This window comes from Crocinitomicaceae bacterium, from assembly GCA_016708105.1.
GTDB lineage: Bacteria > Bacteroidota > Bacteroidia > Flavobacteriales_D > Crocinitomicaceae > JADJGJ01.
The window spans coordinates 697,814-722,305 of sequence record JADJGJ010000002.1; the positions used below are offsets into that span (position 1 = coordinate 697,814).

At 37.2% G+C, this 24,492-nt stretch carries 17 protein-coding genes; 7 read left to right on the forward strand and 10 right to left on the reverse strand.

The features are described from left to right. Positions 1 to 80: 80 nt before the first annotated feature. From queA to ppk1, 4 genes are all read right to left on the reverse strand, one after another. Positions 81 to 1,136, reverse strand: coding sequence for a tRNA preQ1(34) S-adenosylmethionine ribosyltransferase-isomerase QueA (gene queA, locus IPH66_14185; protein ID MBK7130489.1), 1,056 nt, complete (start codon positions 1,134 to 1,136; stop codon positions 81 to 83). Positions 1,137 to 1,441: 305 nt separating this feature from the next. Next, a complete protein-coding gene (locus tag IPH66_14190) occupies positions 1,442 to 3,574 on the reverse strand; it encodes a tetratricopeptide repeat protein (GenBank protein ID MBK7130490.1) in 2,133 nt (710 codons plus the stop codon). Between the two features lie 53 nt (positions 3,575 to 3,627). Then, complete coding sequence (locus IPH66_14195; protein MBK7130491.1) at positions 3,628 to 4,515, reverse strand: exopolyphosphatase; 888 nt, start codon at positions 4,513 to 4,515, stop codon at positions 3,628 to 3,630. 2 nt (positions 4,516 to 4,517) lie between these two features. Beyond that, complete coding sequence (ppk1, locus tag IPH66_14200; GenBank protein MBK7130492.1) at positions 4,518 to 6,560, reverse strand: polyphosphate kinase 1; 2,043 nt, start codon at positions 6,558 to 6,560, stop codon at positions 4,518 to 4,520. Between the two features lie 295 nt (positions 6,561 to 6,855). On the opposite strand from ppk1, the gene IPH66_14205 reads away from it, so the two are divergent. Beyond that, positions 6,856 to 7,305, forward strand: a complete 450-nt coding sequence (locus IPH66_14205) for a GatB/YqeY domain-containing protein (protein ID MBK7130493.1) — start codon at positions 6,856 to 6,858, stop codon at positions 7,303 to 7,305. 13 nt (positions 7,306 to 7,318) lie between these two features. Here the strand turns inward: IPH66_14205 and IPH66_14210 are convergent, their stop codons facing one another. From IPH66_14210 to IPH66_14225, 4 genes are all read right to left on the reverse strand, one after another. Further along, the gene (locus tag IPH66_14210; protein MBK7130494.1) at positions 7,319 to 8,080 is read right to left on the reverse strand and encodes an alpha/beta fold hydrolase; all 762 of its coding nucleotides are present in this window, start codon (positions 8,078 to 8,080) and stop codon (positions 7,319 to 7,321) included. 239 nt (positions 8,081 to 8,319) lie between these two features. Further along, the gene (locus IPH66_14215; GenBank protein MBK7130495.1) at positions 8,320 to 10,575 is read right to left on the reverse strand and encodes a DUF1573 domain-containing protein; all 2,256 of its coding nucleotides are present in this window, start codon (positions 10,573 to 10,575) and stop codon (positions 8,320 to 8,322) included. 3 nt (positions 10,576 to 10,578) lie between these two features. Beyond that, on the reverse strand, positions 10,579 to 11,583 hold the full coding sequence (locus IPH66_14220) for a PorP/SprF family type IX secretion system membrane protein (protein ID MBK7130496.1): 1,005 nt from the start codon (positions 11,581 to 11,583) through the stop codon (positions 10,579 to 10,581). A gap of 2 nt (positions 11,584 to 11,585) precedes the next feature. Next, entirely contained in the window at positions 11,586 to 15,248 is a 3,663-nt protein-coding gene (locus IPH66_14225; protein MBK7130497.1) for a gliding motility-associated C-terminal domain-containing protein, read from the reverse strand. 161 nt (positions 15,249 to 15,409) lie between these two features. Here IPH66_14225 and gdhA point away from each other — a divergent pair, with 161 nt between their 5' ends. The 4 genes from gdhA (at position 15,410) to IPH66_14245 (ending at position 20,201) form a co-directional block, all read left to right on the forward strand. Further along, a complete protein-coding gene (gdhA, locus tag IPH66_14230; GenBank protein MBK7130498.1) occupies positions 15,410 to 16,762 on the forward strand; it encodes an NADP-specific glutamate dehydrogenase in 1,353 nt (450 codons plus the stop codon). A gap of 201 nt (positions 16,763 to 16,963) precedes the next feature. Beyond that, positions 16,964 to 18,160 (forward strand): phosphoglycerate kinase, encoded by a 1,197-nt coding sequence (locus IPH66_14235; protein MBK7130499.1) that lies wholly within the window; start codon positions 16,964 to 16,966, stop codon positions 18,158 to 18,160. Between the two features lie 8 nt (positions 18,161 to 18,168). Then, positions 18,169 to 19,452: a UDP-N-acetylmuramoyl-tripeptide--D-alanyl-D-alanine ligase gene (locus tag IPH66_14240; protein MBK7130500.1), complete on the forward strand. Its 1,284-nt coding sequence runs from the start codon at positions 18,169 to 18,171 to the stop codon at positions 19,450 to 19,452. Positions 19,453 to 19,604: 152 nt separating this feature from the next. Beyond that, a complete protein-coding gene (locus IPH66_14245) occupies positions 19,605 to 20,201 on the forward strand; it encodes a TetR/AcrR family transcriptional regulator (GenBank protein ID MBK7130501.1) in 597 nt (198 codons plus the stop codon). A 31-nt stretch (positions 20,202 to 20,232) separates the two neighbouring features. Here IPH66_14245 and IPH66_14250 read toward each other — a convergent pair whose 3' ends face one another. Together IPH66_14250 and IPH66_14255 are read right to left on the reverse strand one after the other, a co-directional pair. Beyond that, a complete protein-coding gene (locus tag IPH66_14250; GenBank protein MBK7130502.1) occupies positions 20,233 to 20,397 on the reverse strand; it encodes a hypothetical protein in 165 nt (54 codons plus the stop codon). Then, a complete protein-coding gene (locus tag IPH66_14255; protein MBK7130503.1) occupies positions 20,390 to 22,153 on the reverse strand; it encodes a long-chain fatty acid--CoA ligase in 1,764 nt (587 codons plus the stop codon). The genes IPH66_14250 and IPH66_14255 overlap by 8 nt, the downstream gene beginning before the upstream one ends. A 194-nt stretch (positions 22,154 to 22,347) precedes the next feature. On the opposite strand from IPH66_14255, the gene IPH66_14260 reads away from it, so the two are divergent. Both IPH66_14260 and IPH66_14265 read left to right on the forward strand, forming a co-directional pair. Further along, complete coding sequence (locus tag IPH66_14260) at positions 22,348 to 22,836, forward strand: RNA polymerase sigma factor (protein MBK7130504.1); 489 nt, start codon at positions 22,348 to 22,350, stop codon at positions 22,834 to 22,836. Further along, on the forward strand, positions 22,833 to 24,488 hold the full coding sequence (locus IPH66_14265) for a type IX secretion system membrane protein PorP/SprF (protein ID MBK7130505.1): 1,656 nt from the start codon (positions 22,833 to 22,835) through the stop codon (positions 24,486 to 24,488). Before IPH66_14260 ends, IPH66_14265 begins: the two co-directional genes overlap by 4 nt. Positions 24,489 to 24,492 lie beyond the last annotated feature (4 nt).

Below are 24,492 nucleotides of genomic sequence, written 5' to 3' on the forward strand. Positions count from 1 at the left end.
AGGTACACAAGATTTCATTCACGCAGAAAAATTAATGCCTGATTAAATTATGTCAACAAATTAGTTCAGTGAATTTCTGATTAAAGAATCAGCATTGCGTCACCGTAAGAATAAAAGCGGTATTTCTTTTTGATGGCTTCTTGATATCCTTTCATAAGTAAATCATGTCCGGCAAAGGCAGAAATCATCATTAATAAAGTAGATTGCGGCGTGTGAAAGTTGGTAATCATACAATCAGCTATAGAAAAATCATACGGAGGAAAAATAAATTTATTTGTCCAGCCAGCGTATGGTTTGAGTAAACCTTCAGTAGAAACACTGGTTTCAATTGCACGCATGGTTGTTGTACCTACAGCACACACTTTCTTTTTAGCAAGTTTTGCTTTATTGACAACATCAGCACATGTTTGGTTGATTTCACATTGTTCAGAATCCATCTTGTGTTTAGTCAAATCTTCAACCTCAACAGTTCTGAATGTACCTAGGCCAACGTGCAATGTGAGTTCAGCAAAATTCACACCTTTTATTTCAAGACGTTTCAATAACTCACGACTAAAATGCAAACCGGCAGTTGGTGCAGCAACGGCTCCTTCATGCTTAGCGTAAATTGTTTGATAACGATCTTCATCAGCAGGTACTACTTCACGCAAATTTTTGATGTATGGCGGAATCGGGGTTTCACCTAGTTCAGTGATTTTCGCTTTAAATTCTTCATATGTACCATCAAACAAAAAGCGTATTGTACGACCGCGTGAAGTTGTGTTGTCAATAACTTCAGCAACCAATGAATCATCATCTGTGAAATAAAGTTTATTCCCGATTCTGATTTTACGAGCAGGATCAACTAACACATCCCAAAGTAAACTTTCACGATTCAGTTCACGAAGTAAAAATACTTCAATACGCGCACCTGTTTTTTCTTTATTACCATATAATCTTGCAGGAAAAACGCGTGTATTATTCATGATCATCACATCTCCTTCATCAAAATATTCCAACACATCTTTAAACATTTTATGTGTGATGGTTTGTTTTTTACGATCAAGCACCATCAATTTTGATTCATCACGATTTGGTGATGGATGTTGTGCGATCAGATTTTCAGGAAGCGTAAAGTCAAATGCTGATAATTTCATGTCTAGATATTTTTAATTTTCACCGAGCCGCAATTTGTTATGAGGCTGTCACTTTATTATTCTTGGTTTTATTGCCAATGCAATTGTTCAATTGCAGGCTAAAATTCTTTATATTAATTCTTTGTTCTTTTCTGAATCTGACAAAATCAACTTCATCTTTATATATCCGTGTCAGAGAGGCAAAAAGAGCGCAAAGTTAAGAATAATTGAGACATGTTTGTAAAACTCTTGTGTAGGTTGATTTATAAGGAGTTGCAATATATTTAATTAGGTTAAGGCCAAATACTTAAACAAGGAGATACCGACTAAAGTTTCAAACCAATGATACAGATATCATCTAATTGTTCAAGCTCTCCTTTCCATTGAATGAAGGTGTCGTGCAGCGTTTTTTTCTGGTAAGACATATCAGAATTGGCAATAGACTGAATTAATTTAAAAAGATTAGCCGATTTAAATTTTTTACCTCCGCGGTTGATGTCTTGTCCACCAAATTGATCTGCGTAACCATCAGTAAAGATGTAAACCTGATCACCTTTGTTCAATTCAATTTCATGTGAGGTAAAAGGTGTTTGTTTTGTAAAATTGCCGACAGGTTGATTATTTGGTTTGATTTCTATCAATGATTTTTCTTTAGCACGATAAATCCACATAGGATTATTAGCACCGGCGTATTCAAGTTTAATTGTTGGTTCATTTTTTTTAATTCTAACCAGCGCAATATCCATTCCATCGTTTACGTCATGCTGACTTTTTTCAAAGGTTTCAATTACCAATTCACGCACTTTGTTTAGAATTGTAGCAGGGTTTTTTAATTTCAATTCTTTCACTGCTCTATTCAGTGCATTGGAACAAACCACACTCACCATGGCACCGGGTACACCGTGACCAGTGCAATCAGCGGCTGCTATAAGTACATCATTATCATCAGCGTTCAGCCAGTAAAAATCACCTGCAACAATATCTTTTGGCAAGTAAAGTACAAAGTGATCAGGTAAATATTTTTCTATGAGTTGAGCAGGAGGCAAGATAGCTTCTTGGATGCGTCGGGCGTAATTGATGGAATCAGTAATTTCTTTATTCTTTTCTTCCACCATGGTTTTCTGTTCAGCAATAATTTTGTTTAGTTGCCTTTGCCTGCGATTACTTTTACTGAGAATAATTACTATGATTAAGATAAGAATCAATACCGCAAGCCCACCCACGGCAAATAGTCTGAATTTAGTTTGTTGAGCAGAATTTTTATCTCTCTCTTTCTGCATTTCATAGGCAGCAATTCTCTCTCGTTCTGCGTTTTTTAAACTATCTTCTAATTGTTGTTTTTTGTAAGTAAATTCAATCTCTAATTTTTGAACTTTCTTTGTTTCTTCATCACTGAAAATACTATCTCTCCATGCTATGAAGTTTTCAAGATATTGATAAGCTTGACGATAGTCACCAATGGCTTGGTATGATGTTGCCATATTTCTGGCGATGCTTACGAGTGTTGGTTTGAAATTTCCGGAATTGGCTAGTTCTTCTGCTTTTTTAAACATGAGAATAGCATTTCTATGATTGTCTTTTTTTTGCCAGATATCACCCAATGCGGCATAGGCCTCCATCATGCCCATCTGATAATTTACATTTGAAAATTCTGCCAATGCAAGATTGGTATAATACAATGCAGAATCAAGATTGTTTTGCATTAAAAAGAGAGAACCAATATTACCGTATGAAATAGCCATAGCCTTGCGGTCTCCTATAGCCATTCTTAGATTTAGTGCACTTTTATGATAAATCCATGCACTGTCATAATATTCAAGTTCATGATAGAGTACTCCAATATTAGATAGAAAGCCAGATTCAAGCACCGTGTCATGCATTGATCTAACCAAATTTAATCCTTGCACATAATAAAACTTGGCCTTGTCAGCATCCTTTTGCTGTCTGAAAATTAAGCCTAAGGTATTGTATGATCTGGCAGCCCCTGTTGTGTCATGAGCCAGATTAAAATATCTCTCTGATTCAAGCGCATGATTTACTGATTTGGCGTAGTCTCCGGTATTTTTGTAAACATTTGCTAATCCGAGATTAGCATTACCTATGCTTAAGGTATCTTTCAAATATAATGCATAGGATAGCGCTTTTTGAAAATCAACTATTGCGCTATCACTGTTTCCGATTTGCCAATACATGATTCCGGCAGCGTGATAAAATCGTTGAAGAAAAAAATGATTGTGTGTTTTTTTTGAAACAGAAATTCCCTCATGAATCAGGGGAGCAGATTCAGCATAACCATGTTTTATTTGCTGAACATAGGTAAGTCTGGCTTGTAAACCAATTGAGTCGTCAGGATGCTCAAGAATAAATTGGTTCAGTGAGTCTTTGTTCTCAAGTTTGGCAATACCATTTTGTGGAAGACCAACTGCAAATAATATGATTAACCACAACAGTGCACGCATGAATTCAAAAATACAATAAAATCTGAATTCGCAGGAAATCAAATCATTCGGGTTCAGGCGGGCACCTGTTGTTTTTTCATGTGCATATTATAAATCATGCCATCAGCAAGCCCAACTTTAGGTACAAAAATTTCTTTTGCTTTGATTTCTTTTAATGCATTCAGATAAATAACACAAGCCGGAACAATTACGTCAGCGCGGTCAGGTTTGAGGTTGAATTTTTCCATGCGCTCGTTGATGTTGTACTTTTCTAATTTTTCATAAACATCTTCCAGCTCTTTGTAGTGAATGGCGTCTTTTTCTTTTTTACCAACGAATTTGTGAATTTTATTGATGTTTCCACCTGTTCCAAATACTTTGTATTTATCGGATTTTCGCAAGTTTTCCTCCAACCAGTTTTCCATTTCTTTCCAGGCTGATTTTTCTGCTTTTCCTTTGATCATACGAATGGTTCCCAATCTGAACGATTTTGAAATAGGTTTTTGATTTTTGGAAAATACGGTTATTTCAGTGCTACCACCACCAACATCAATGACAATAAAAGGGTCATCATGATCATGTTCTAACAGCATGAAGGTTGAAAAAATTAATTCAGCCTCTTCTTGTCCCCTGATAATTTCTATTTTTAAACCGGTTTCTTTTTCAATTAGTTCACGCACTGCTTCTCCGTTTTCAGCTTCACGCATGGCAGATGTTGCACATGCCCGCAGCTCATTTACATCAAAAACTTCAGCAATTAATTTAAAGGCGTGCATTGTTTTTTTAAACTCAGTGATTTTGTGATCTGAGATACGACCATTTTCAAAAACGTCCATACCTAAACGCAGCGGCACACGCACGTATGAAAGTTTTTTCACAAAAGCCCGGCCATTACTTTCTGCAATTTCCCCGATCAATAATCTGGTGGCATTAGTTCCAATGTCAACAGCTCCGTATATCATGTTTAGTTAGTTTTATTTTTAAAGTATGCGTACAGTTCGTCTTGTGCGCTAAAATCAGGTTCAGTATTTTTTATTTTTTTATTTTTCTGACCTGAATCCAGCCATCTGGTTTTTTGATTATCTCTCATGCAAGTATCAAAAATAAAATCCAATTCACGTTGAATATCTTGATCTAAAATGGGACAAGTAACTTCAATTCTTTTATCAATATTGCGCTCCATCCAATCTGCAGAAGAAATAAAATATTTTGGTTTGCCTCCATTAGCAAAAATGAGAATGCGCGAGTGCTCAAGATATCTTCCAATAATGCTTCTCACCTGAATGTTTTCACTCACATCTTTGATTCCTGGTATAACACCGCAAATCCCTCTAATAATGCATTCAACTTTTACACCGGCCTGTGAAGCTTCATACAATTTTTTTATAGCCGGGGCATCAATCAGGTTGTTTAATTTTAGTTTGATGTATGCAGGTTTTCCTTTTTGTGCATTTTCAATTTCTTCATCTATCAATGCAACTATTTTTCTACGCAGATTGAATGGTGATACAATGAGTGTTTTAAAAATACTTCTTTCAAGATTATTTTTTAGCAATTTAAATATCTTATCCACCTCTTTTGTAATTTCATTACTTGCGGTTAAGAGTGAGCAGTCAGTATAAATTTTGGCGGTTTTTTCGTGAAAGTTGCCAGAGCCGATATGTGCTATCATTTCAATTTTTTCACCAGTTTTTCTCTTGATTAGAAATAGTTTTGAGTGTACTTTCAGGTTAGGCACTCCAAACAAAACAGATACTCCGTTCTCTTCAAGTACATTTGACCAGCGAATATTATTTACCTCATCAAAGCGAGCTTTTAACTCAACTATGGCGGTAACTTTTTTTCCGTTCTGAGCCGCAGAAATTAATGCGTTGATAATTTGTGATTCAGGTGCTACGCGATATAAATTTATTTTGATTGAGATAACTTTTGGATCAATGGCTGCCTCACGTAAAATATCAATCACATGTTTGAATGTTTGAAAAGGATAGCAAAGCATGATATCTTTTTTCAACACCTCCTTTATTAATGATTTTTCTGTGCCTGCAAGAGAAGGATGATCAACCGGCTTGCGTTTTTCATAGATCAAATCTTTTCGTTCAAAATCAGGAAAATTCAGAAAGTCTTTGAAGTTATGATAGCGTCCTCCGGGTATAATGTTTTCTCCGGCAGTGAGCTCAAGTGCATGCATCAAGTATCTGAGCAAATCAATTGGCATGGCCGAATCATAAACGAATCTTACGGCTTCACCTTCTTTTCTGTTATAAACAGATTCACGCATTTTTTCAATAAAACTTTTTGAAATATCATCATCAACATCCAGTTCAGCATCACGTGTAATTTTAAAAGTGTATGCGGCAATGTCATCAAAATAGAATATTGAAAAAATTTCTTTTAAGTGTAAACGAATCACATCATCAATGAGAATAAGTTTATGTTTACCTTCAGGCTGATCAGGCACTATGACAAATCGTGAAATATTTTTGGGAATAGCTATGAGTGCATATTTGATTTTTGATTTGTCAAATGAAATCATTTTAACCGCCAGGTAACTGACCTTATCCTGCAATTGTGGAAGAGGTCTTTTTGACGAAAGCATGACAGGAACAATTGCCGGTCTAATAGTTTCAGCAAAATAATCCGCAATGAAATGTTTTTCATGATCATTTATGTCTTCTTCTCGAGCAATTAGGATGCCTGCATTTTTTAATTCTTGCAATAATTTTTGATAGGATATTTCAAAAAGGTGTTGCTGCTCAAGTACTCTTTTTTTAATTTCCTTTAGAAGCGCTTCTGGTCCGCCATTGAAACCTTCAACTTTTTTTTGTTTGAGTTCTACCAGACGAATAACCGATGCCACACGCACTCTGAAAAATTCATCCATGTTGTTAGAGTATATGCCCAGAAAACGAACTCGTTCAATCAGGGGATTAGCCTGATCAAATGATTCTTGCAATACTCGTTCATTGAATGAAAGCCAACTGAGTTCCCGGTTAAAAAGCTGCATGTGAAAAATTTATTTCTTACAAAGGTACAAACCGGCTGAAAATAAAAATACCTGCTGATGTTCGACCAGCAGGTATTTTCATCTCAAAAAACTATGTTCCATGAAAAAACATGCCACAAATGTAGAACAAAAAAAGTTATCCGCAATACTTCTAATTAATTTTTCTTCTCATTTATCATTGTGACCTTGACACAGTTTATAAAAAGTATGGTTTTTGGTTGTGATTTAGTACATTTGGTCTCCGTTCTTACTTGAGCGATGTCAATAATTAATCACCACTTAACTTAAATATAATATGAGCCTTACTGAAAGAATCAACAATGACATCAAAGAAGCAATGAAAGCCCGTGAGAAAGAAAAATTGGAGGCATTGCGAGATATCAAATCTAAATTATTGCTTGAGGCAACAAGCGGTTCAGGTACTGTTACTGAAGAGTCTGAAAATAAAATTGTATTAAAATTACACAAGCAACGCCTTGAAACATACGAAATATATACCCAGCAAGGTAGACAGGATCTGGCTGATGCTGAAATGTTTCAGGCAAAAATTATTGAAGCCTATTTGCCAAACATGATGAGTGAAGAGGAAGTGAGAAAAGTGGTGCGTGAAAAAATTGCAGCAGTTGGTGCCAGCGGTCCACAGGACATGGGTAAAGTTATGGGTCCGGTGATGGGACAACTCAATGGAAAAGCTGATGGTAAGGTGATTTCTGAAATTGTTAAACAGGAACTTAGCAGCAAATAAACTGATAGCTTTTTTAACCAATAAAGTTTCGAACTAAATTGTAAAATTCTTCAGGTGCTTCTGCGTGAATCCAGTGGCCTGAATTGGGGATAGTATGTATTGAACTGTTTGGAAATTTTAAATGAATTTCCTCAAAGTCTGCTTCAGTAATGTAATTTGATAGTTCACCCCGAATAAACAAAGTGGGAATTTCAATTTGATCAAATGTAATCTCAAGTAGAATCTTAGGAATTTCACGCGTTAATACCGGAAGATTTATACGCCAACCCAGTGAAACGCCCGGTTCAATCCAATATAGATTTTTGAGAAGAAATTGTCTTACTCCTGCTTGAGGAATGTATTCATTCAACAAAGCGTCAGCCTCAGATCTTGATTTAATTTTTTTCAGATCAATGGCATTTAAACCCTCAAGAATAGTGTCGTGATGCATGGGGTATGCTTTGTGTGAAATATCTCCAATAACCATTTTATCTACCATTTGCGGATACTTTGCTGCAAATGCAATGGCGGTTTTTCCACCCATGGAATGCCCAATAATATTTACATTTTTTTCTTCCAGATCTTGAATGAGTTCATGGAAATCTTGTACCATTAAATCATAATTGAATTCATGGGTGTGCAAACTATGTCCGTGATTTCTCTGATCAACAAAATACACTTTGTAATGTTCAGCAAATCTTTTCCCCAAAGTTTGCCAGTTATCGGATGAGCCGAAAAGACCATGCAAAATAAAAAGTGGTTTTCCTGAGCCAATGGTGCGGTAGTGAAGTTTCATGGGGCAAAGGTAAGGGTTTCTCCTCACTCCTCTTTCCTCTCTCCGAGGGATAGCGGAAGTGAGGTAAGCACACACTTCTCTCAAAACCGTGTGTTCTGGTTTCCCCTTCACTGCGGGGATTAAACGCTTGCGCAGGTGCTTCAGCGTTGGTGCAGGGGGCGGAAAAATGGTGACGAAAATTCACTTTTTCAAAACCCATGCGCAATGGTTTATATCAAAACCTTCCCTTCAACTTCAAATCACTTTACCTCTGTTGTTACGGATATTTCTTTCACCTTATTTTTGACGTTTGAATAGATTTTTATTCTTCGCACGGTTAACCCTGATTGAGTAGTGGTGTTCAGGCTTACTTTTATGGTTGCGCTTTCTCCGGGTTTGAGAATTTTTTTATCCATCTCGTAAGTGAAACATGGACAATCTGATTCAAGGCTGTCTATGATCAAATCCATGTCGCCGGTATTGGTGAAGGTGAATTCCCAGCTTAGTATCTGACCCTTGGTTGAAGCTCCAAAATCATGAATCTCCTTCAGAAATTTCATCTCGGCATAGCTTGAATCTTTTTTCACCAAACTCACACTTTGAATTTCAATTTTTCTTTCAAGTGCTGCTTTTCTGCTGTAAACTGAATTTTTTTGATCGTTTACGTTATCGCTGATTAAAATATCTGCCGTGTATTCTCCAAACGGAATTTGTACAAACGTTAGGCTACCTCCGTTAGATGCTGTGCCATCTAAGTACGGTATAAATTCGCCTGTGCCGTATTCACGCAGATAGTTTACTAAACTTGAAATTCGTCTCTTGGTGAGACTTACATTATAATCTGTTTTTGCTAACGGAGATGCAAATCCTTTGATGGTAACTTCAATATCATATCCTTTGTTGAGTTCAATTAAAAGAAGACGCGTAAATTCTTGCAAATCCAATACTCCCTGCTCAACATATTGTGTAAAAAAATCATCAATATCTTCTTTGGCTTCTTCAGCATCATCACCCGATAAGCCTGCTGAATATTCTTTGTGATAAGTTGGTTTCAGTTTAATGTATTCACGATAGGTTGTCATGTAATTCAATCCGGTAACAGTATCACGGCTGCGTGGATTTGGTTCGTCATTGTGAAAATATAATACCACGGGTAGTTTTTTATTCAAATCTTCAAGTGATTCAAATCTGCCTTGCGGAATAATTACTTCAGGTAAAGCAGCAATGAAAATATCATTACAACAAGTTGGATTTTTTGCAAAGTTGACACCCACCCGGTTGCTTGAAAAATAAAATTTTCCGGTTGTTGGATGAACTGCTAAATACGTATCATTTTGTGCAGAGTTAACCGGAATTCCCAGATTAGTCGGTGTGCTGAACTGCATATCCAGATTTGGATTTTCTGCATAAAAAATATCTTGTCCACCAAACCCCTCATGCCAAGATGATGAAAAATACAAACGATTTGTTGTGGTATCATAAAATGGGGTGATGTCATCGTCCATGGTGTTGATGGTTGGGCCTAAATTTTTTGGTAATGAATATTGATTGCCGTTTTTTACAATGGTATACCAAATATCCAAACCGCCATAATTATGTTTGATGGTAGAGCAGAAAAACAGCACTTCTTCTCCATTGATAAGTGTGCTGTGAGGCATGGTTGAAATATAACCGGGCTCATTAATGATTTCTCCCAAACTATCAATGTCAGTAATTTTATCACCTTCTACTTTACCAACAAAAATTTTACATTCATAATCACCGTTGCAACGTGAAAAATAAAATCGTTTTCCATCAGGACTGAATGTGCCGTTGGCTGAATGCAAACCTTGTATATAAACGTCACTCACCCGGGTGAGGTTGTTAAACATGCTGTCTTGCTGATCAACGGTATAAATCTGCAACGAATAATCTGCTGTATAAACTTCTTCTGAAAAATTTATTGAATCTGCTTTCAGTGAAGTGAAATACATTTTGTTTTGATGAAATCGTGGAGCAAATTCTGAATCTTTGGAATTGACCGGTTCAGGTAAATGAGACAAATTATAATCTGAAGTGTCACGCACAGCTTTGGATGCCCAGAGACAACTTTTTATTTGTTGCTGAGATTTTAAATACAAATATCCTTCCCGATCTTTTTTATACACTTTTTTTGCTTCTTTCCAATGTTCCAATGAGAGTGAATATTTTCCATTCATTTGTTGCATGGTTGCCAGCCAGTAAATACTCATGGGGTAAATGCGGGCTTCTTCTTTTTTATAAACTTTTGCGTAATAATATTCTGCCTTGGGATAGTCTTTATATTTTCTTAAAGCTTCAGCATATTTCCATAATAGTTCTACTGAATTTGAATCAATTTGCATTGCACGTTCATAATATTGAATGGCATAGTAGTAATCACCTTCAATAGATTTTTGATCAGCAAATTCCATTAATTGCTGAAATGATTGTGCTTGTACCCGAGTGTTGCAGATGACAAGAATAAATGAGAGAGAAATTAGAACGCGTGCAATCATGTATTATAAATAGTCAGGACAAATGCGGTGTTTGATATCTTTAGGTTTAAACAAATGCAAAACATACTGCACAGATATTTCAAGACCGCCTCGTACATTACTTGCCGGTACAAGTTTTGAAACATTGAAATCATAACTGATTCCGGCTGTCCAGTCATTGTAATACATACCAACTACCATGTATGCCGCATCTCTGTTTCTGAACCAGATTCCACCGTACGGAGCAATAAACTCGCCTTGTTTGTCTTTGATAATATAACGAGCGTTAGAACCAAAAATAATTTCTTTATAATCTCCTTGAAACTGCATAAATATTCCCGGCTGAATGTCCCACTCAAAATTTAATTTATAGGTTGCGTTAGCATGAAAAATAAAACGACGATCACGTTTTATAAGATCATCACCGTACAAACTTTGTTTCATTTGTGGTATATTAAAGAGACCAAATCCGGCAACAATTTCTTTGCGATGTTCAGGTCGCCATGCATACATTAATCCAAGATTCAAATTAAAGCCGGTGCGTTTTGAAGATCCAAAATTTTCAAGAGTAGGCAAGCCCGGATCATAATAATACCCATTGAATTGACTGTCAAAATTGAGTTTTGAAAAATCTATAGACCGATGATTTACCCCAAGTTGAACTCCGGGTGTAATGGTATGTATTGAATCTTTGTCAAGGTAAAAACGATAAGCGGTTGATAGATTAAATTCAACTGTGCGATAATTTCCATCACCTGCTGCATCATGAAAAATATTTACCGCATGATACATGGATGGCATAATAAATTCTTCACGACTTTCAGCTGAAATACCAATCGTGTTGTATGGCCTTGACACTGATCTCCACTGGCTGCGTTGATTCCCTGCAAACCGCATGCTGCCGTCAAAATCACCACTCAATGCCGGATTCAAAAATACCGGATTCATGTAAAACTGTGAAAAGTGAATGTCTTGCCCTAATGATGAAAGCGCAACAAAAACAAATGCTATGACCAAGAAATTTTTCATCCTTAACGCATCAGAGTGATGTTACCTTTTATCAGATTTTCTTGTTGATCAAAACAAATTACTTTGAGATGGTATACATATACATCCGGATCCACCAGTTCACCTTTAAATGTACCATCCCAGCCAACTGACTGATCAGTGGTTTCAAAAACCAGTTCACCCCAGCGGTTAAAAATTTTAAATTCCATTTCCAGAATATTTTCACCGCGGACATACAATTTATCATTCACGTTATCTGCATTAGGTGAAAATGCGTTTGGTACAAAAATGTAAACATCACCACAAACATATTCACGGGTATAAATGGTGACTGTAGTTTTTGCCTGACAAGTACCTTCAAACACCGTTACCTCATAAGTTGTTGTTTGATCAACAGTGGCAGTAGTTGTTTGACCGGTTGGGTTGCTCAGGCCGGTTGGTGGAAACCATAAGTAAGCATATCCTCCCGGTGTTACAAGCAAGGTTGAAGTACCTCCTTCAGGAATGGTATCAGGTGTTGCTGTTGCATTCAACATAGATGAATTTAAATTGATCACATTCACAAAAACCGAATCAGTATAAGTACAACCCAAATCAGTAGTTGCTGTTACATAATAATACATTGATACTGTAGGATCAGCAACAGCTGTATTCCCACTTTCAGAAGCCAGTGCGCTGTCTGGTGACCAATTAAATGTCATGTTCACTGATGGCACCAAATTTTCAGCGTGAAGAAAAGCGTTGGTGCCAATACAAATGGTAGTATCATCCATGACATCAACTGCACCTTCAACAAAAAATACTTGTACTGAATCAATAATATTACACAGTGGCCAGCCATTGGTTGCGGTAACGTAATAGGTAGTTTCAGTGCCGGGAGATACGGTGATTACAGAATCCATTCCACTTGCCAGCGGACTTGAAAAATCAGGATCATCATCCCAGATAAAACCACTTGCCGTGCCGTAAGAATTTGCCACTAAATCAAATGTAGATGATGAACAAATTATCGTATCATCAGGAATTGAAAGTTGTAACGCATTATACACGGTAACAACCTTGAGAGCGGTATCAGTTAAATTACAAATAGTATCTGTGATAGAAAGATAAATATTGTACGTACCCGGATCAGTAAAAAGTATTTGTGGATTAGCTCCGCCACTCAATACAATAGCCTCAGGCGGAAATGACCAAACTGAATTCAAGGTATCATTACTTTCGTTATCCAAATCTAACGTCAACGGCGCGCAACCTTCTAACTGACTTATTTCAAAATCAGCAATGGGTACAATTTCAAAATCAAATTTGAAAACGATGTTATTACAATTAGGACTTAGATTTGCGTTTGACCATGCGCCTGCTGTTGTTGGAAAGGTGCTTGACCCTCCACAGCCCCCACATACAGATTGATAAACTACCCCATATTTGTCAAATCTTGATGTACCTCCATCAACATGTTCGTGAGCATTAGCATCTCCTAGATAGCTACCATACAACATACTTTGTGCATCACGTTCTAATACGAAAAGATAGAAGTCAAATCCATCTTGTGGGTATTGTTGAAATGCATCTGCTGTAACTGGCATGTTTTTGAGTGAATCGCCTGGGGGAAAAAATTGTACTAGATGTTCTCCCCATCCTGAAACATATACATTTCCGCATACGTCCACTAGAAACGCCGCAGGTGATATATCAGGATCACCTGACCCGCTTCCGAAAACAGTAGAATAAATTACAGATGTTAAATCAGGTTGAATTTTCATGATGAACTGACCACTATTTGGATTAGAAAAGACAGCATTAATGATCGGCATTGACCCATTGGTGTTTCCTACAATATACACATTATCCCACCGATCAATTTCAACAAAAATGGTTTGATCATAAACATTTGTTCCAATATAGGTTGATTGCACTAAGGTGGTTCCATCAGGGGTAATTTTTGCAACAAATCCATCTGTTTTACCGCCCAGATATGCGGGGTTTAATCCTCCTGCTGTTCCAGGAATATTCGTTGATGATGTTCCTCCGGCAATCAGTATATTATAAGAAGAATCAATTTTAACAGAATAACATGCGTCATTTTGTGAACCACCAAAATAAGTTGACCAAAGAAGGGTATTGAAATCATTCGAAATCTTGAAAAGAACACCATCTTGTTGTCCGGCATTAGCGCTTTGAAAACTATTCAACACCGGAAAATCAATTGAGCGAGTACTTGATGCAATTAATACATTATTATTTGAATCAAGCATAATTTCACCTCTGAACTGATCTCCGTAATTGGATGTGAGAGAGTCATAAGATGCTACGGAGTTGTATGTTCCACCACCAATTCTGTAGTTGATGCCATCATTACCTGTACCTCCAATGTAAGTTGAACCAAGGAGAGCAGTACCATCGGAACTAATTTTTGACACAAAAATATCTGTACCTTGGTTGCCATAGTACACTCCATTATAATAATAATTTGATCCTGCTGTTCCTCCAGAGTGAGTAGGTTGAAATCCATTCATTATTGGAAAATCAGTTGAGGATGTAGCCCCATATAAATAAACATTATTGGCGGTGTCACAAATAAGACTATGTACTGTTTCGGTTCCGGCAAACTCGTCACCACCGCCTAAAAAATTTGTCCATATCATGGTTGTGCCATCAGTAGAATATTTGGAAAGAAAAACATCAGTGATGCCGTAGCTCAGGCTTCCAGCACTACCAAAAAATGGATCAATGGCCCATGGAAAATTTGCATTGATGTCAAAAGCTGATGCAAATGGAGCTGGATATGCATTGCCAAACACAGTGCCGCCACTATATGCTTCAGCTGAATAGGAATAGGTTGCGGTCATTCCGAAGTTATCAGAAGGAGAACCACTGTAAGTCGCGAAAATTAAAACAGGATCTATTATTAAATCTAGTGATTGATCATAATCTCCGAGTTCGAAGCTCATTTTGTCATCTTCTATTTTAAACTCACCATCAATTTCAATTATTTTCCCGTTTTTTATTTGGTAGACATAAGGCTTTTGTTCAATGATTTGACCTAATGAAGATTCAATAATAATATTTCCTGATTTAGACTTTGTTATTTTTTCAGTTCCAAAGTATTGAACTACAATTTCGTTGTGATTACCGCCAGGATGAACAGTGAATTCATATTTTAGCTGTCCACCTTGTTCATAGAATTTCAAGTCTATATTCTCATACAAATTTTGATATTCAATTTCATTATAACCATGAATATTGGAGACCCACTTGGTTTTATCATTGCCAATAAAAAAGTTGTAGTACTCCTTAGTTGGATGATCATGTTTAGTGGTGTGATCCAGGTTTGAATTTAAAAATCTTGCGTAAATATAATCCTCTAGTATTGGCTGTTCGTGCTTGTCAGTTTTTTCCAATCCTTCATGGTGGGCAGTATAATAGTTATTGAAATGATACAGTATGCCATACTTTTCAAGCCATATATGTCCACCAGGTATTGTGGCTCTATAATGCACATGGCTCGGCCATTGTCCGCCGTTTTCAAGAAAATTGTAAGTCCCCGGAGGATGGTCAGTCTCTTGGGCAAACGCCAACACGGTGAAGCAGGTTAGCATTGCGCACAGTATGGATTTCAGGTTTTGCATCACGGAAAGGTAATAATAATTAGCATAATTGTCCATTCTCTCAGACGTAAAAGACATGCTAATAGTTGAATGTCAGAATTGGTAAAACGGTAACCCGCTGGTGTTGACAATCGACAATAAATGATATTCTACCTGCAAACTTAGCTTGTTGAGCTATTTTAGTACAACGTTTCAAAAAACTATATACATTTGCCCCTATTACATAAAAATACTTTTCTATGTCAGCAAAATACAAAGCTCAGATTGATGAGTTTATGAAAAAGGTGACTGCAAAAAACCCGAACGAACCGGAGTTTCTACAGGCAGTACATGAAGTTGCAGAGGCTATCATTCCGTATATCGCGGATAAGCCAAAGTACAAAGAGGCAAATATTCTTGAGCGCATTGTAGAGCCTGAGCGCGTGATTATGTTCCGTGTTCCTTGGGTTGATGACAAAGGAAAAATTCAGGTGAATCGTGGGTTCCGTATTCAATACAATTCAGCAATTGGGCCATACAAAGGTGGTTTCCGTTTTCACCCAACCGTAAATCTTTCTGTGTTGAAATTTTTAGGTTTTGAGCAAACATTTAAAAATTCATTGACTACGCTGCCAATGGGTGGTGCAAAAGGTGGATCTGATTTTGATCCAAAAGGAAAATCAGACAATGAGGTAATGCGTTTTTGTCAATCATTCATGACTGAAGCTTTCCGTCATATTGGGGCTGATACAGATGTACCTGCAGGTGATATTGGAGTAGGTGGCCGTGAAATTGGTTTCTTGTTTGGACAATACAAACGTCTGGCAAATGAATTTACCGGAGTGCTTACCGGAAAAGGTCGTAACTGGGGTGGATCATTGATTCGTCCTGAGGCTACCGGTTATGGTACAGTGTACTTTGCTCAAGAAATGTTGAAAACCAAAAAAGATTCTTTCAAAGGAAAAACTGTTGTAGTTTCTGGATCAGGTAATGTAGCACAATATGCCGTTGAAAAAGCTACTCAACTGGGAGCTAAAGTGGTTACTGTTTCTGACTCTGACGGATATATTTATGATTCAGCCGGAATTGATGCTAAGAAATTAGAATTCGTGATGGAGTTGAAAAACGTAAAACGTGGCCGTATCGAAGAGTACGCTAAAAAATTCAAAACCGCAAAATTTGTAAAAGGTAAAAAACCTTGGGAAGTAAAATGCGATATCGCTCTTCCATGCGCTACTCAAAATGAGCTTGATGGTAAAGCTGCAGCCGTGCTTGTTAAAAACGGATGCAAATGTATTGCTGAAGGAGCTAATATGCCTTCAACACCGGAAGCAATTGCTGCTTTCCACAAAGCAAAAGTTTTATTCTCTCCTGGTAAAGCATCTAACGCCGGTGGTGTTGCTACTTCAGGTTTGGAAATGTCTCAAAACTCATTGCGTTTGTCATGGACTCGTGAAGAGGTTGACCAACGTTTACATAATATCATGATTTCAATTCATGAAGCTTGTGTAAAATATGGTAAAGACGGAAATTATGTTGACTATGTAAAAGGTGCCAACATTGCAGGTTTCGTAAAAGTTGCTGACTCTATGATTGATCAAGGAGCAGTTTAATTTTAACTATGATTTCAGAAAAAATCCCGTTCAGTTTGAGCGGGATTTTTTTTTATCAGTAAAGATGAATCTTGTTTTACTGAGATAATAACGTGCTGCTGTTAACACCCCGTTAATAAATTCATTCGTTGTGGTGCATTGAATCATGCCCATGTTCAGGCAGTAAGCCTTATATTTGGAGCGCAAATTAAACAACATCCAATGCAATCTATTTCTACCTATGATTTTAAAGGCAAACGTGCTCTAATTCGTGTTGATTTCAACGTGCCATTGAACAAAGAAACTTTTGAGGTTACTGATGACACGCGCATTAGGGCAGCCATTCCGACAATTAAAAAAGTGCTTGATGGCGGAGGTAGTGTTGTACTCATGTCTCATTTGGGTCGCCCAAAAAATATTCCTGAAGAAAAATATTCACTCAAACATTGTATTCCGGTAATTGAAAAATATCTAGGATTTAAAATTGACTTTGCAACAGATTGTATTGGTGAAAGAGCGTTCGAAAAATCTGCCTCGTTAAAACCGGGTCAGGTTTTATTACTTGAAAATTTGCGCTATCATCAGCGAGAAGAAAAGGGTGACCGGGGTTATGCTGAACTGCTTTCAAAACACGGAGATTGTTATGTGAATGATGCATTTGGTACAGCGCATCGTGCGCATGCATCAACTACTATTGTGGCTGATTTTTTTTCGAATGATAAAATGTTTGGTTACCTGCTTGAACGTGAAATTGAAAGCGTTGACAAAGTATTGAATTCAAACCAAAAACCACTCACGGCTATCGTCGGTGGTGCAAAAGTTTCTTCTAAAATTACGATCATCACACGCCTGCTTGATAAAGTAGATAATCTGATTATTGGTGGCGGCATGGCATATACCTTCATCAAAGCGCAAGGGGGACAAATTGGAAAATCACTCGTTGAAGATGATCATTTGCAAACAGCAAAAGACATCATGCAAAAAGCAAAAGAAAAAAATGTTCGCATTCTTTTACCCATAGATACCATTTGGGCAGATGAATTTTCTGATAGCGCCCATACAGGAAAAGGAAAAATAGGTGAAATACCTGAGGGATGGATGGGCCTTGACATTGCCGATGAATCTATTCGCCTTTTCAATGAATGTATTTTAGCATCAAAATTAATTTTATGGAATGGTCCGATGGGCGTTTTTGAAATGGAAAAATTCCAACACGGCACATTAGAAATTGCAAAAGCGGTTGCAGCCGCAACCGGCAAAGGAGCCTTTACATTAGTAGGCGGTGGTGACAGTGTGGCTGCAGTAAATAAATTTGGTTTAGACAAAGAAGTTTCTCATGTATCAACCGGCGGCGGCGCCATGCTTGAATATCTTGAAGGAATTGAATTGCCGGGGATTGCGGCTATTTTGAAGAAATGATTGACATGATTGAAATGGAAGAATTGTATCGCCTTTTTTTGCAATGTGACGGCATCTCAACCGACACCAGAAAAATTACGCCCGGTTCAATTTTTTTTTCACTGAAGGGTGAGCATTTCAATGCAAATCAATTTGCCTCACAAGCGCTTGAACAAGGCTGTGCTTATGCCGTCATTGATGAGAAAGAATTTGCTGTTTCAGATAAATGTATTCTGGTAAATGATGTGCTTAAAACGCTGCAGCAATTAGCCAACTATCATCGCAGACAATTTAATATTCCGGTTATTGGTATAACGGGAAGTAATGGAAAAACCACGTCTAAAGAATTAATTGGTGCGGTTCTTTCTACCACCTATAATATCTTAATCACTGAAGGTAATTTAAACAATCATTTGGGTGTGCCTTTTACCTTGTTGCGCTTGAATATGGATCATGAAATGGCCATCATTGAAATGGGTGCAAGCAAACCGGGAGATATTCAAGAGCTCTGTGAAATTGCAGAGCCTACACATGGTATCATTACCAACATTGGTGCAGCACATATTGAAGGTTTTGGCTCATTGGATGGTGTGATAAAAACTAAGACAGAACTGTATCGTTTTCTTAAAAATACTAAAGGAACTATTTTCTATAATGCTACCGACGATGTGTTGTGCAAGCATTTGCCCGCAGATACAAATTGCATTGCGTTTGGAAATGAAACCGGTCTGGTAAGTGGTGAGATAACTGCACTGACTCCTTACGTGAATTTTAAGTGGAAAAGTGATAATTATTCATCGCCTGAAATTTTAACCCACCTGGTTGGCAATTATAATTTTTACAATTTTTTATCTGCTGTTTGCATTGGAAAATTCTTTGAAGTTGATGCTGAAAAAATAAATACAGCACTTGCATCGTACATGCCTTCAAACAAACGATCACAAATTGAAAAAACGGAACGAAACACTTTGATTGTTGATTGCTACAATGCCAATGCAACCAGCATGAAAGCCGCTATTGAAAACTTTCTGGCTATTGATCATCAAAGCAAATTAGCTATTCTAGGTGACATGCTTGAGTTGGGACCAATATCACGAGATGAGCATCAAAAAATTGTTGATCTGTTGAAGAATAAAAATTGTGAAGTGATGGTTGTTGGGAATGAATTTGAAAATACGCAAACCAACTTTCTAAAATATAAATCAGCACAAGAATTAATCCAATCCGGAAAATTAGAAAAGTTCACTAATTATCTCATTTTAATCAAGGGTTCTCGCGGCATAAAACTTGAATCTGTTTTATTGTTGTTGTAATGCAAGTGTATTGAATTTAACTTGATGTTTCAGTGAACTTATTCTTTTGACTTTGGTTGTTGATGCAATTGGTAATTCATTCTTTCTAATGATTAAAAATGGAAAGAGTTTACTGCTCGTTTGTTTTTCCTAATTTTGTAAAAAATTTTCCTTTGGCAGGCAAGGCGCATCATACATCACAATACATCATTCAGAAAGTAGCTCCTATTTTTAATAAACACGGCTATTATGGAACCAGCATGGCTGATTTGGTTGAGGCTACCGGACTAACCAAAGGGGCTATTTATGGCAATTTTAAAAATAAAGATGAGCTGGCTTTTCTCGCTTTCAAATACAATGTTGAACGGGTTGTTTTAAAAATTAGGGAAGAGCTTACCGGAATTCATTCTCCCCTGCAACAATTGTATGGTATCACCAATTTTTATCGCACGTATAAATCAGTTACCATTGAATTTGGAGGATGTCCTATTTTAAATATTGGTGTGGATGCCAATAATCAACACCCTGAATTGTTAGAGCGGGTGCAAGATGTAATTACACGCCTGCAAAGATACATCACGCGTATAATTCAAAACGGAATTGACTCTGGTGAAATCAGAAAAGAGATTAATCCTAAAACCTACGCACGCAAATTTTTTACACTTATTGAAGGATCTGTTTTTATGACCGCCACCATGAATGATGATTCATATATTCAGGAAATGATGGCACATATTGACACCATCATCAGTAAAGAATTAGCTATGTAAAATGATAACTGCGTGAAATTCTTTTTACGCTTTATTTCAAAATTTCATCCAAATCATCATCCTTTTTTTGTTTTTTCTTTTTCTTGTTCTTTTGGATTGCAACTATAGTAATCACTAATCCGGCACCATACAGCAGAGCATAGAAAATCCAGATATAATCTGATTCAAAGAAATTAAACAGTGCGCTATTATCCATAAATGCGTTTGAATAAATCAGCGTGCTTTTCAAGAATTACTTTGCGTTTAAGTTTCAATGTGGGTGTCATTTCACCGGTATTTATTCCCCATTGAATGGGTGTTAATTCAAACCGTTTTACTTTTTCATAGTCACCAAAAAACGTGTTGTATTGATCAACTTCTTTCTGGAATAATTCTATCACCTTTCCATTTTGAATCATCTCTTCCTGACTTGTTCCGCATTCTACACAATTGTGCTTTACCCAATCTTTCAATTGTTCAATAGCAGGTACAATAAACGCTGCAGGCATTTTTTGATTTTCACCAATTATCATGATTTGTTCAATGAAACGTGATTCTTTGAATTTATTTTCCATGATTTGAGGTGCAATATATTTTCCACCGGATGTTTTGAAAATTTCTTTTTTACGATCCGTGATTTTTAAAAATTTTCCTTCAACCAAGGTTCCGATATCACCGGTGTGAAACCAACCTTCTTTGTCAATTACTTCTGCCGTAGCTTCAGGCATTTTATAATAGCCCATCATGACGTTTGGACCTTTTACTAAAATTTCTCCGTCTTCAGCAATTTTTACTGTTACATTATCTATAACAGTTCCGGTAGTTCCAATTCTCACCAAATTATCTTTTTGCCAGTTTACACTAACTACGGGAGATGTTTCAGTAAGCCCATAGCCTTCCATAACGGGCACACCTGCAGCAATGAAAATGCGCGCCAAACGTGGGTTTAAAGCAGCACTACCTGAGGCCACAACTTCAACTCTACCGCCTAATGCTTCTTTCCATTTTGAGAAAATTAATTTACGTGCAATGCCCAATTTAAAATGATACATGCCTGATTTGCCCATCACATCATATTCTTCACCTAATTTTATAGCCCAGAAAAAGAGTTTTCTTTTGATTCCGGTGAGTTCTTCACCTTTTGCCATAATTTTTTCATACACTTTTTCCAATAGTCGCGGAACAGCGGTGAATACGTTAGGTTTTACTTCACGCAAATTATCGCCAATGGTGTCCATGCTCTCTGCAAAATAAATAGACACTCCGGTGTATTGATATAGATACAATAACATGCGCTCATATACGTGACAAACCGGTAAAAAACTTAAGGCAATGGCATCTTTTCCAACCGGAAGCCGTGGTTCACACGCTATAACATTACTCAATATATTATTGTGAGACAACATAACTCCTTTGGGATTACCTGTTGTTCCGGATGTGTAAATGAGCGTAACTAAATCTTCTCCCTTAATCTGTTCTTTTCTTTTAGCAATTTCTGAATCTAAGCTGCTGTCAGCATCAACGTGAAGTTCAGTCCAAATTTTTGCGCCATTTACTGATTCAAATGAGTAAAGTCCTTTTAAACTAGGAACTTTAGATATGATTCTATTCACTTTGTCAGCTAATTCTTGATCGCTGACAAAACACATTTTTACTTCTGCATCATTGAAAATATAGGCGTAAATATCTTCATGAATGGTTGGATAAACAGGAACTAGAATAGCTCCGGCTTGCTGAACTGCAATATCCGTCATGTTCCATTCAGACCGATTATTAGCTATCACGGCCACTTTATCACCTGGTTGAATGCCATTTTTTAGCAAACCACGACATAGGGAATTAGCTTTGTCAACATATTCTTTTGTGCTGATTTTTAACCACTTGCCTCCACGTTTGTCACAAAATGCATCGTCTTGTGGATAACTATTTAGTTGGTGATACGGAATATCGAAGAGTCTTTTTACGTTCATAATACGTCTGGCTTATAGTTTGACTGAGGCTAAAAATAGAACAAAAATGGCTGATTAACGTAGTAAAACATAATATTTTAGTAACTTGTCAAAAAATTATCGTTAGAAAATTTGAACCAGGTGTAACTTTTTGAGGAGTGAGATTGTTTTAGCTGTTTGAAAGGGGACCCGTAGGTCTGATTTAAAACCCGAGTAGTTTGGAAAGAAATGAGTACAATATCGCAGTGAAAGAATTCTCAGGACGCCTTTACGGCTACTGCCTGAGATATCTTCAAAACCGGGAAGACGCCGGGGATATTGTGCAAGATGTTTTTGAAAAACTTTGGGAAAACCGGAAAAAAGTGGAGAATGTGAAAGCCAAAGCCTGGCTTTTTACCTGCGCCCACAATGCCATGCTCAACATGATTAAGAAAAACAGCAAGGTAACTTATGTAGAAAAAGTGGTAAGCAATGAAACCAGTGAAGTTCATAGCCACAATTTTGAAATGAGTGAAATTGTTGAACGTTGTCTGGCAAGCTTACCTCCGGTGCAAAAATCAGTCATCCTTTTAAGAGATTTGGAAGGATACAACTACAATGAGATTGGCGAAATCCTTGGCTTGTCTGAGCCTCAGGTGAAAGTTTATCTCTTCAGGGCCCGCAATAAAATGAAAAAACAGATAAAAGATCTTAGCCTGGTGATATGAATATATCTGAAAATTTTGACCGGTGGATGTTTGATTACAAAGAGGGCAATCTCTCTGCAGCTGATGCAGAAAAGTTTGAATCCTTTCTGTTGAATCATCCTGAATTTGATGCCGATGCCGATGCCTGGGATATGGCATTCGTTGCTGATCAGCCGGTTGTTTATCCAAACGCACATAAATTAGAGAAAAAACGCCGCGTGATTGGTTGGTACTATTGGGGTGCTGCCGCTGCGGTTATTGCTGTGCTTTCTATCACAACTACTTGGCTTATTTCAGGGTCGGTTGATGAGGTTACGCTCCAAAATTCTCAACTTGATATGCATGGTTCTCGTTCCAATAAGTGGTCGGCTCAATCTAATCAGGTGATTTCTGAACGCTTCGCTAATTTATTCGCAGATATCACCGGTAACTCTCCATCTGATCAAAATCAACAGTATGCGCAAAGTCTGAATTCTGATGGAACAATTAACCTCTCAACAAATAATAATTTTGTCAACCAACCTGAAAATAATGGGGAAGATGAATTAATGTTCAACCGTGGAAATTATGCGTACCATGGAAATGAATCACTGGTAAACTCTGAGTCAGAAAAAATGAATGGAGATCAAGATGCAGGTAAATACAGAGCCAATCCTGCAGGTAAAAATCTGAATTTTGAAATTCAAAAAGGATCCAATCAAAAAAACAATAGCCGCTCAATATCTGTGTTTCGCAAAATTTACAAAAAAATTGACCGAATGCTTGGTTACCCGGTTGGTTTGACCAACTTACGTGACCCGGAGTTATTGTTGCCGCAAAGTTCATTGCTTTCTTTCAACTCAGCTTTCACCGGTGGTATGCTTAAACCTCGCTTTGAAATGACCTACCGCAATCAATGGTTGGGCTCTGAACAAAATTCACAAGAATTAAATATTTCATTTGACAATTACCTCTACAGCATGCGCGGTGGAATAGGTTTGATGATCACTGCACAAGATTATGGAATGGGACAGTTTGGAGATTACAATGCCAGCCTGATTTATTCACCAAAACTAGTAGTGTCCAGAAATTTCATGATTGAACCATCCGTTAAATTTACTATGGGATCTATGATTGCAAACGGTGATAAATTACCATCAAGTAGTTTAATTGAAATGGATAGAGGCAGAACGCTTCAAACCGTTGGCGATAATGAAATGGGAGGAATTACCCATCAGTGGTATAAAGACTACGGTTTGGGCTTGGTTGTCAATACAAAATGGTTCTATGCCGGTTTTAGTGCAGATAATTTAAGCAGACATTATGAAAATGTTTACGGAAATGATTTATCTTCACCGTCTGAAACGCCGGTAAGGCTTTCAGGAATAATTGGGACAGATTATGTATCCAATCAGAAGACAATGACGTATAGTCCTTTTGTGGCATATCAACAATTCGGAAACAAACCTGAGTTCTGGGGCGGAATGAATTACCGCGCAGGATGGTTTACTATTGGTGGCGCTGTTTCTACCAATAGAGAGTTTACCGCATCTGCCGGAATTCATTTTGAAACTTTCAAATTTGTTTATCATTACGACTACACTGAGTCAGCTATTATGCAGAATAAGTACGGATCGCATAATATCGGAATCAGATTCAATGCAAAAAGGAAAAATCAGAGATTAACACATTAAGACG

What these genes read in the sequence shown, in the direction of transcription:
- IPH66_14220 (MBK7130496.1), bottom strand. Translation starts at nt 11,583, where the DNA reads ATGAAAAATTTCTTGGTCATAGCATTTGTTTTTGTTGCGCTTTCATCA.
- gdhA (MBK7130498.1), top strand. Translation starts at nt 15,410, where the DNA reads ATGTCAGCAAAATACAAAGCTCAGATTGATGAGTTTATGAAAAAGGTG.
- IPH66_14190 (MBK7130490.1), bottom strand. Translation starts at nt 3,574, where the DNA reads ATGCGTGCACTGTTGTGGTTAATCATATTATTTGCAGTTGGTCTTCCA.
- IPH66_14235 (MBK7130499.1), top strand. Translation starts at nt 16,964, where the DNA reads ATGCAATCTATTTCTACCTATGATTTTAAAGGCAAACGTGCTCTAATT.
- IPH66_14215 (MBK7130495.1), bottom strand. Translation starts at nt 10,575, where the DNA reads ATGATTGCACGCGTTCTAATTTCTCTCTCATTTATTCTTGTCATCTGC.
- IPH66_14195 (MBK7130491.1), bottom strand. Translation starts at nt 4,515, where the DNA reads ATGATATACGGAGCTGTTGACATTGGAACTAATGCCACCAGATTATTG.
- IPH66_14250 (MBK7130502.1), bottom strand. Translation starts at nt 20,397, where the DNA reads ATGGATAATAGCGCACTGTTTAATTTCTTTGAATCAGATTATATCTGG.
- IPH66_14210 (MBK7130494.1), bottom strand. Translation starts at nt 8,080, where the DNA reads ATGAAACTTCACTACCGCACCATTGGCTCAGGAAAACCACTTTTTATT.
- ppk1 (MBK7130492.1), bottom strand. Translation starts at nt 6,560, where the DNA reads ATGCAGCTTTTTAACCGGGAACTCAGTTGGCTTTCATTCAATGAACGA.
- queA (MBK7130489.1), bottom strand. Translation starts at nt 1,136, where the DNA reads ATGAAATTATCAGCATTTGACTTTACGCTTCCTGAAAATCTGATCGCA.
- IPH66_14205 (MBK7130493.1), top strand. Translation starts at nt 6,856, where the DNA reads ATGAGCCTTACTGAAAGAATCAACAATGACATCAAAGAAGCAATGAAA.
- IPH66_14225 (MBK7130497.1), bottom strand. Translation starts at nt 15,248, where the DNA reads ATGTCTTTTACGTCTGAGAGAATGGACAATTATGCTAATTATTATTAC.
- IPH66_14265 (MBK7130505.1), top strand. Translation starts at nt 22,833, where the DNA reads ATGAATATATCTGAAAATTTTGACCGGTGGATGTTTGATTACAAAGAG.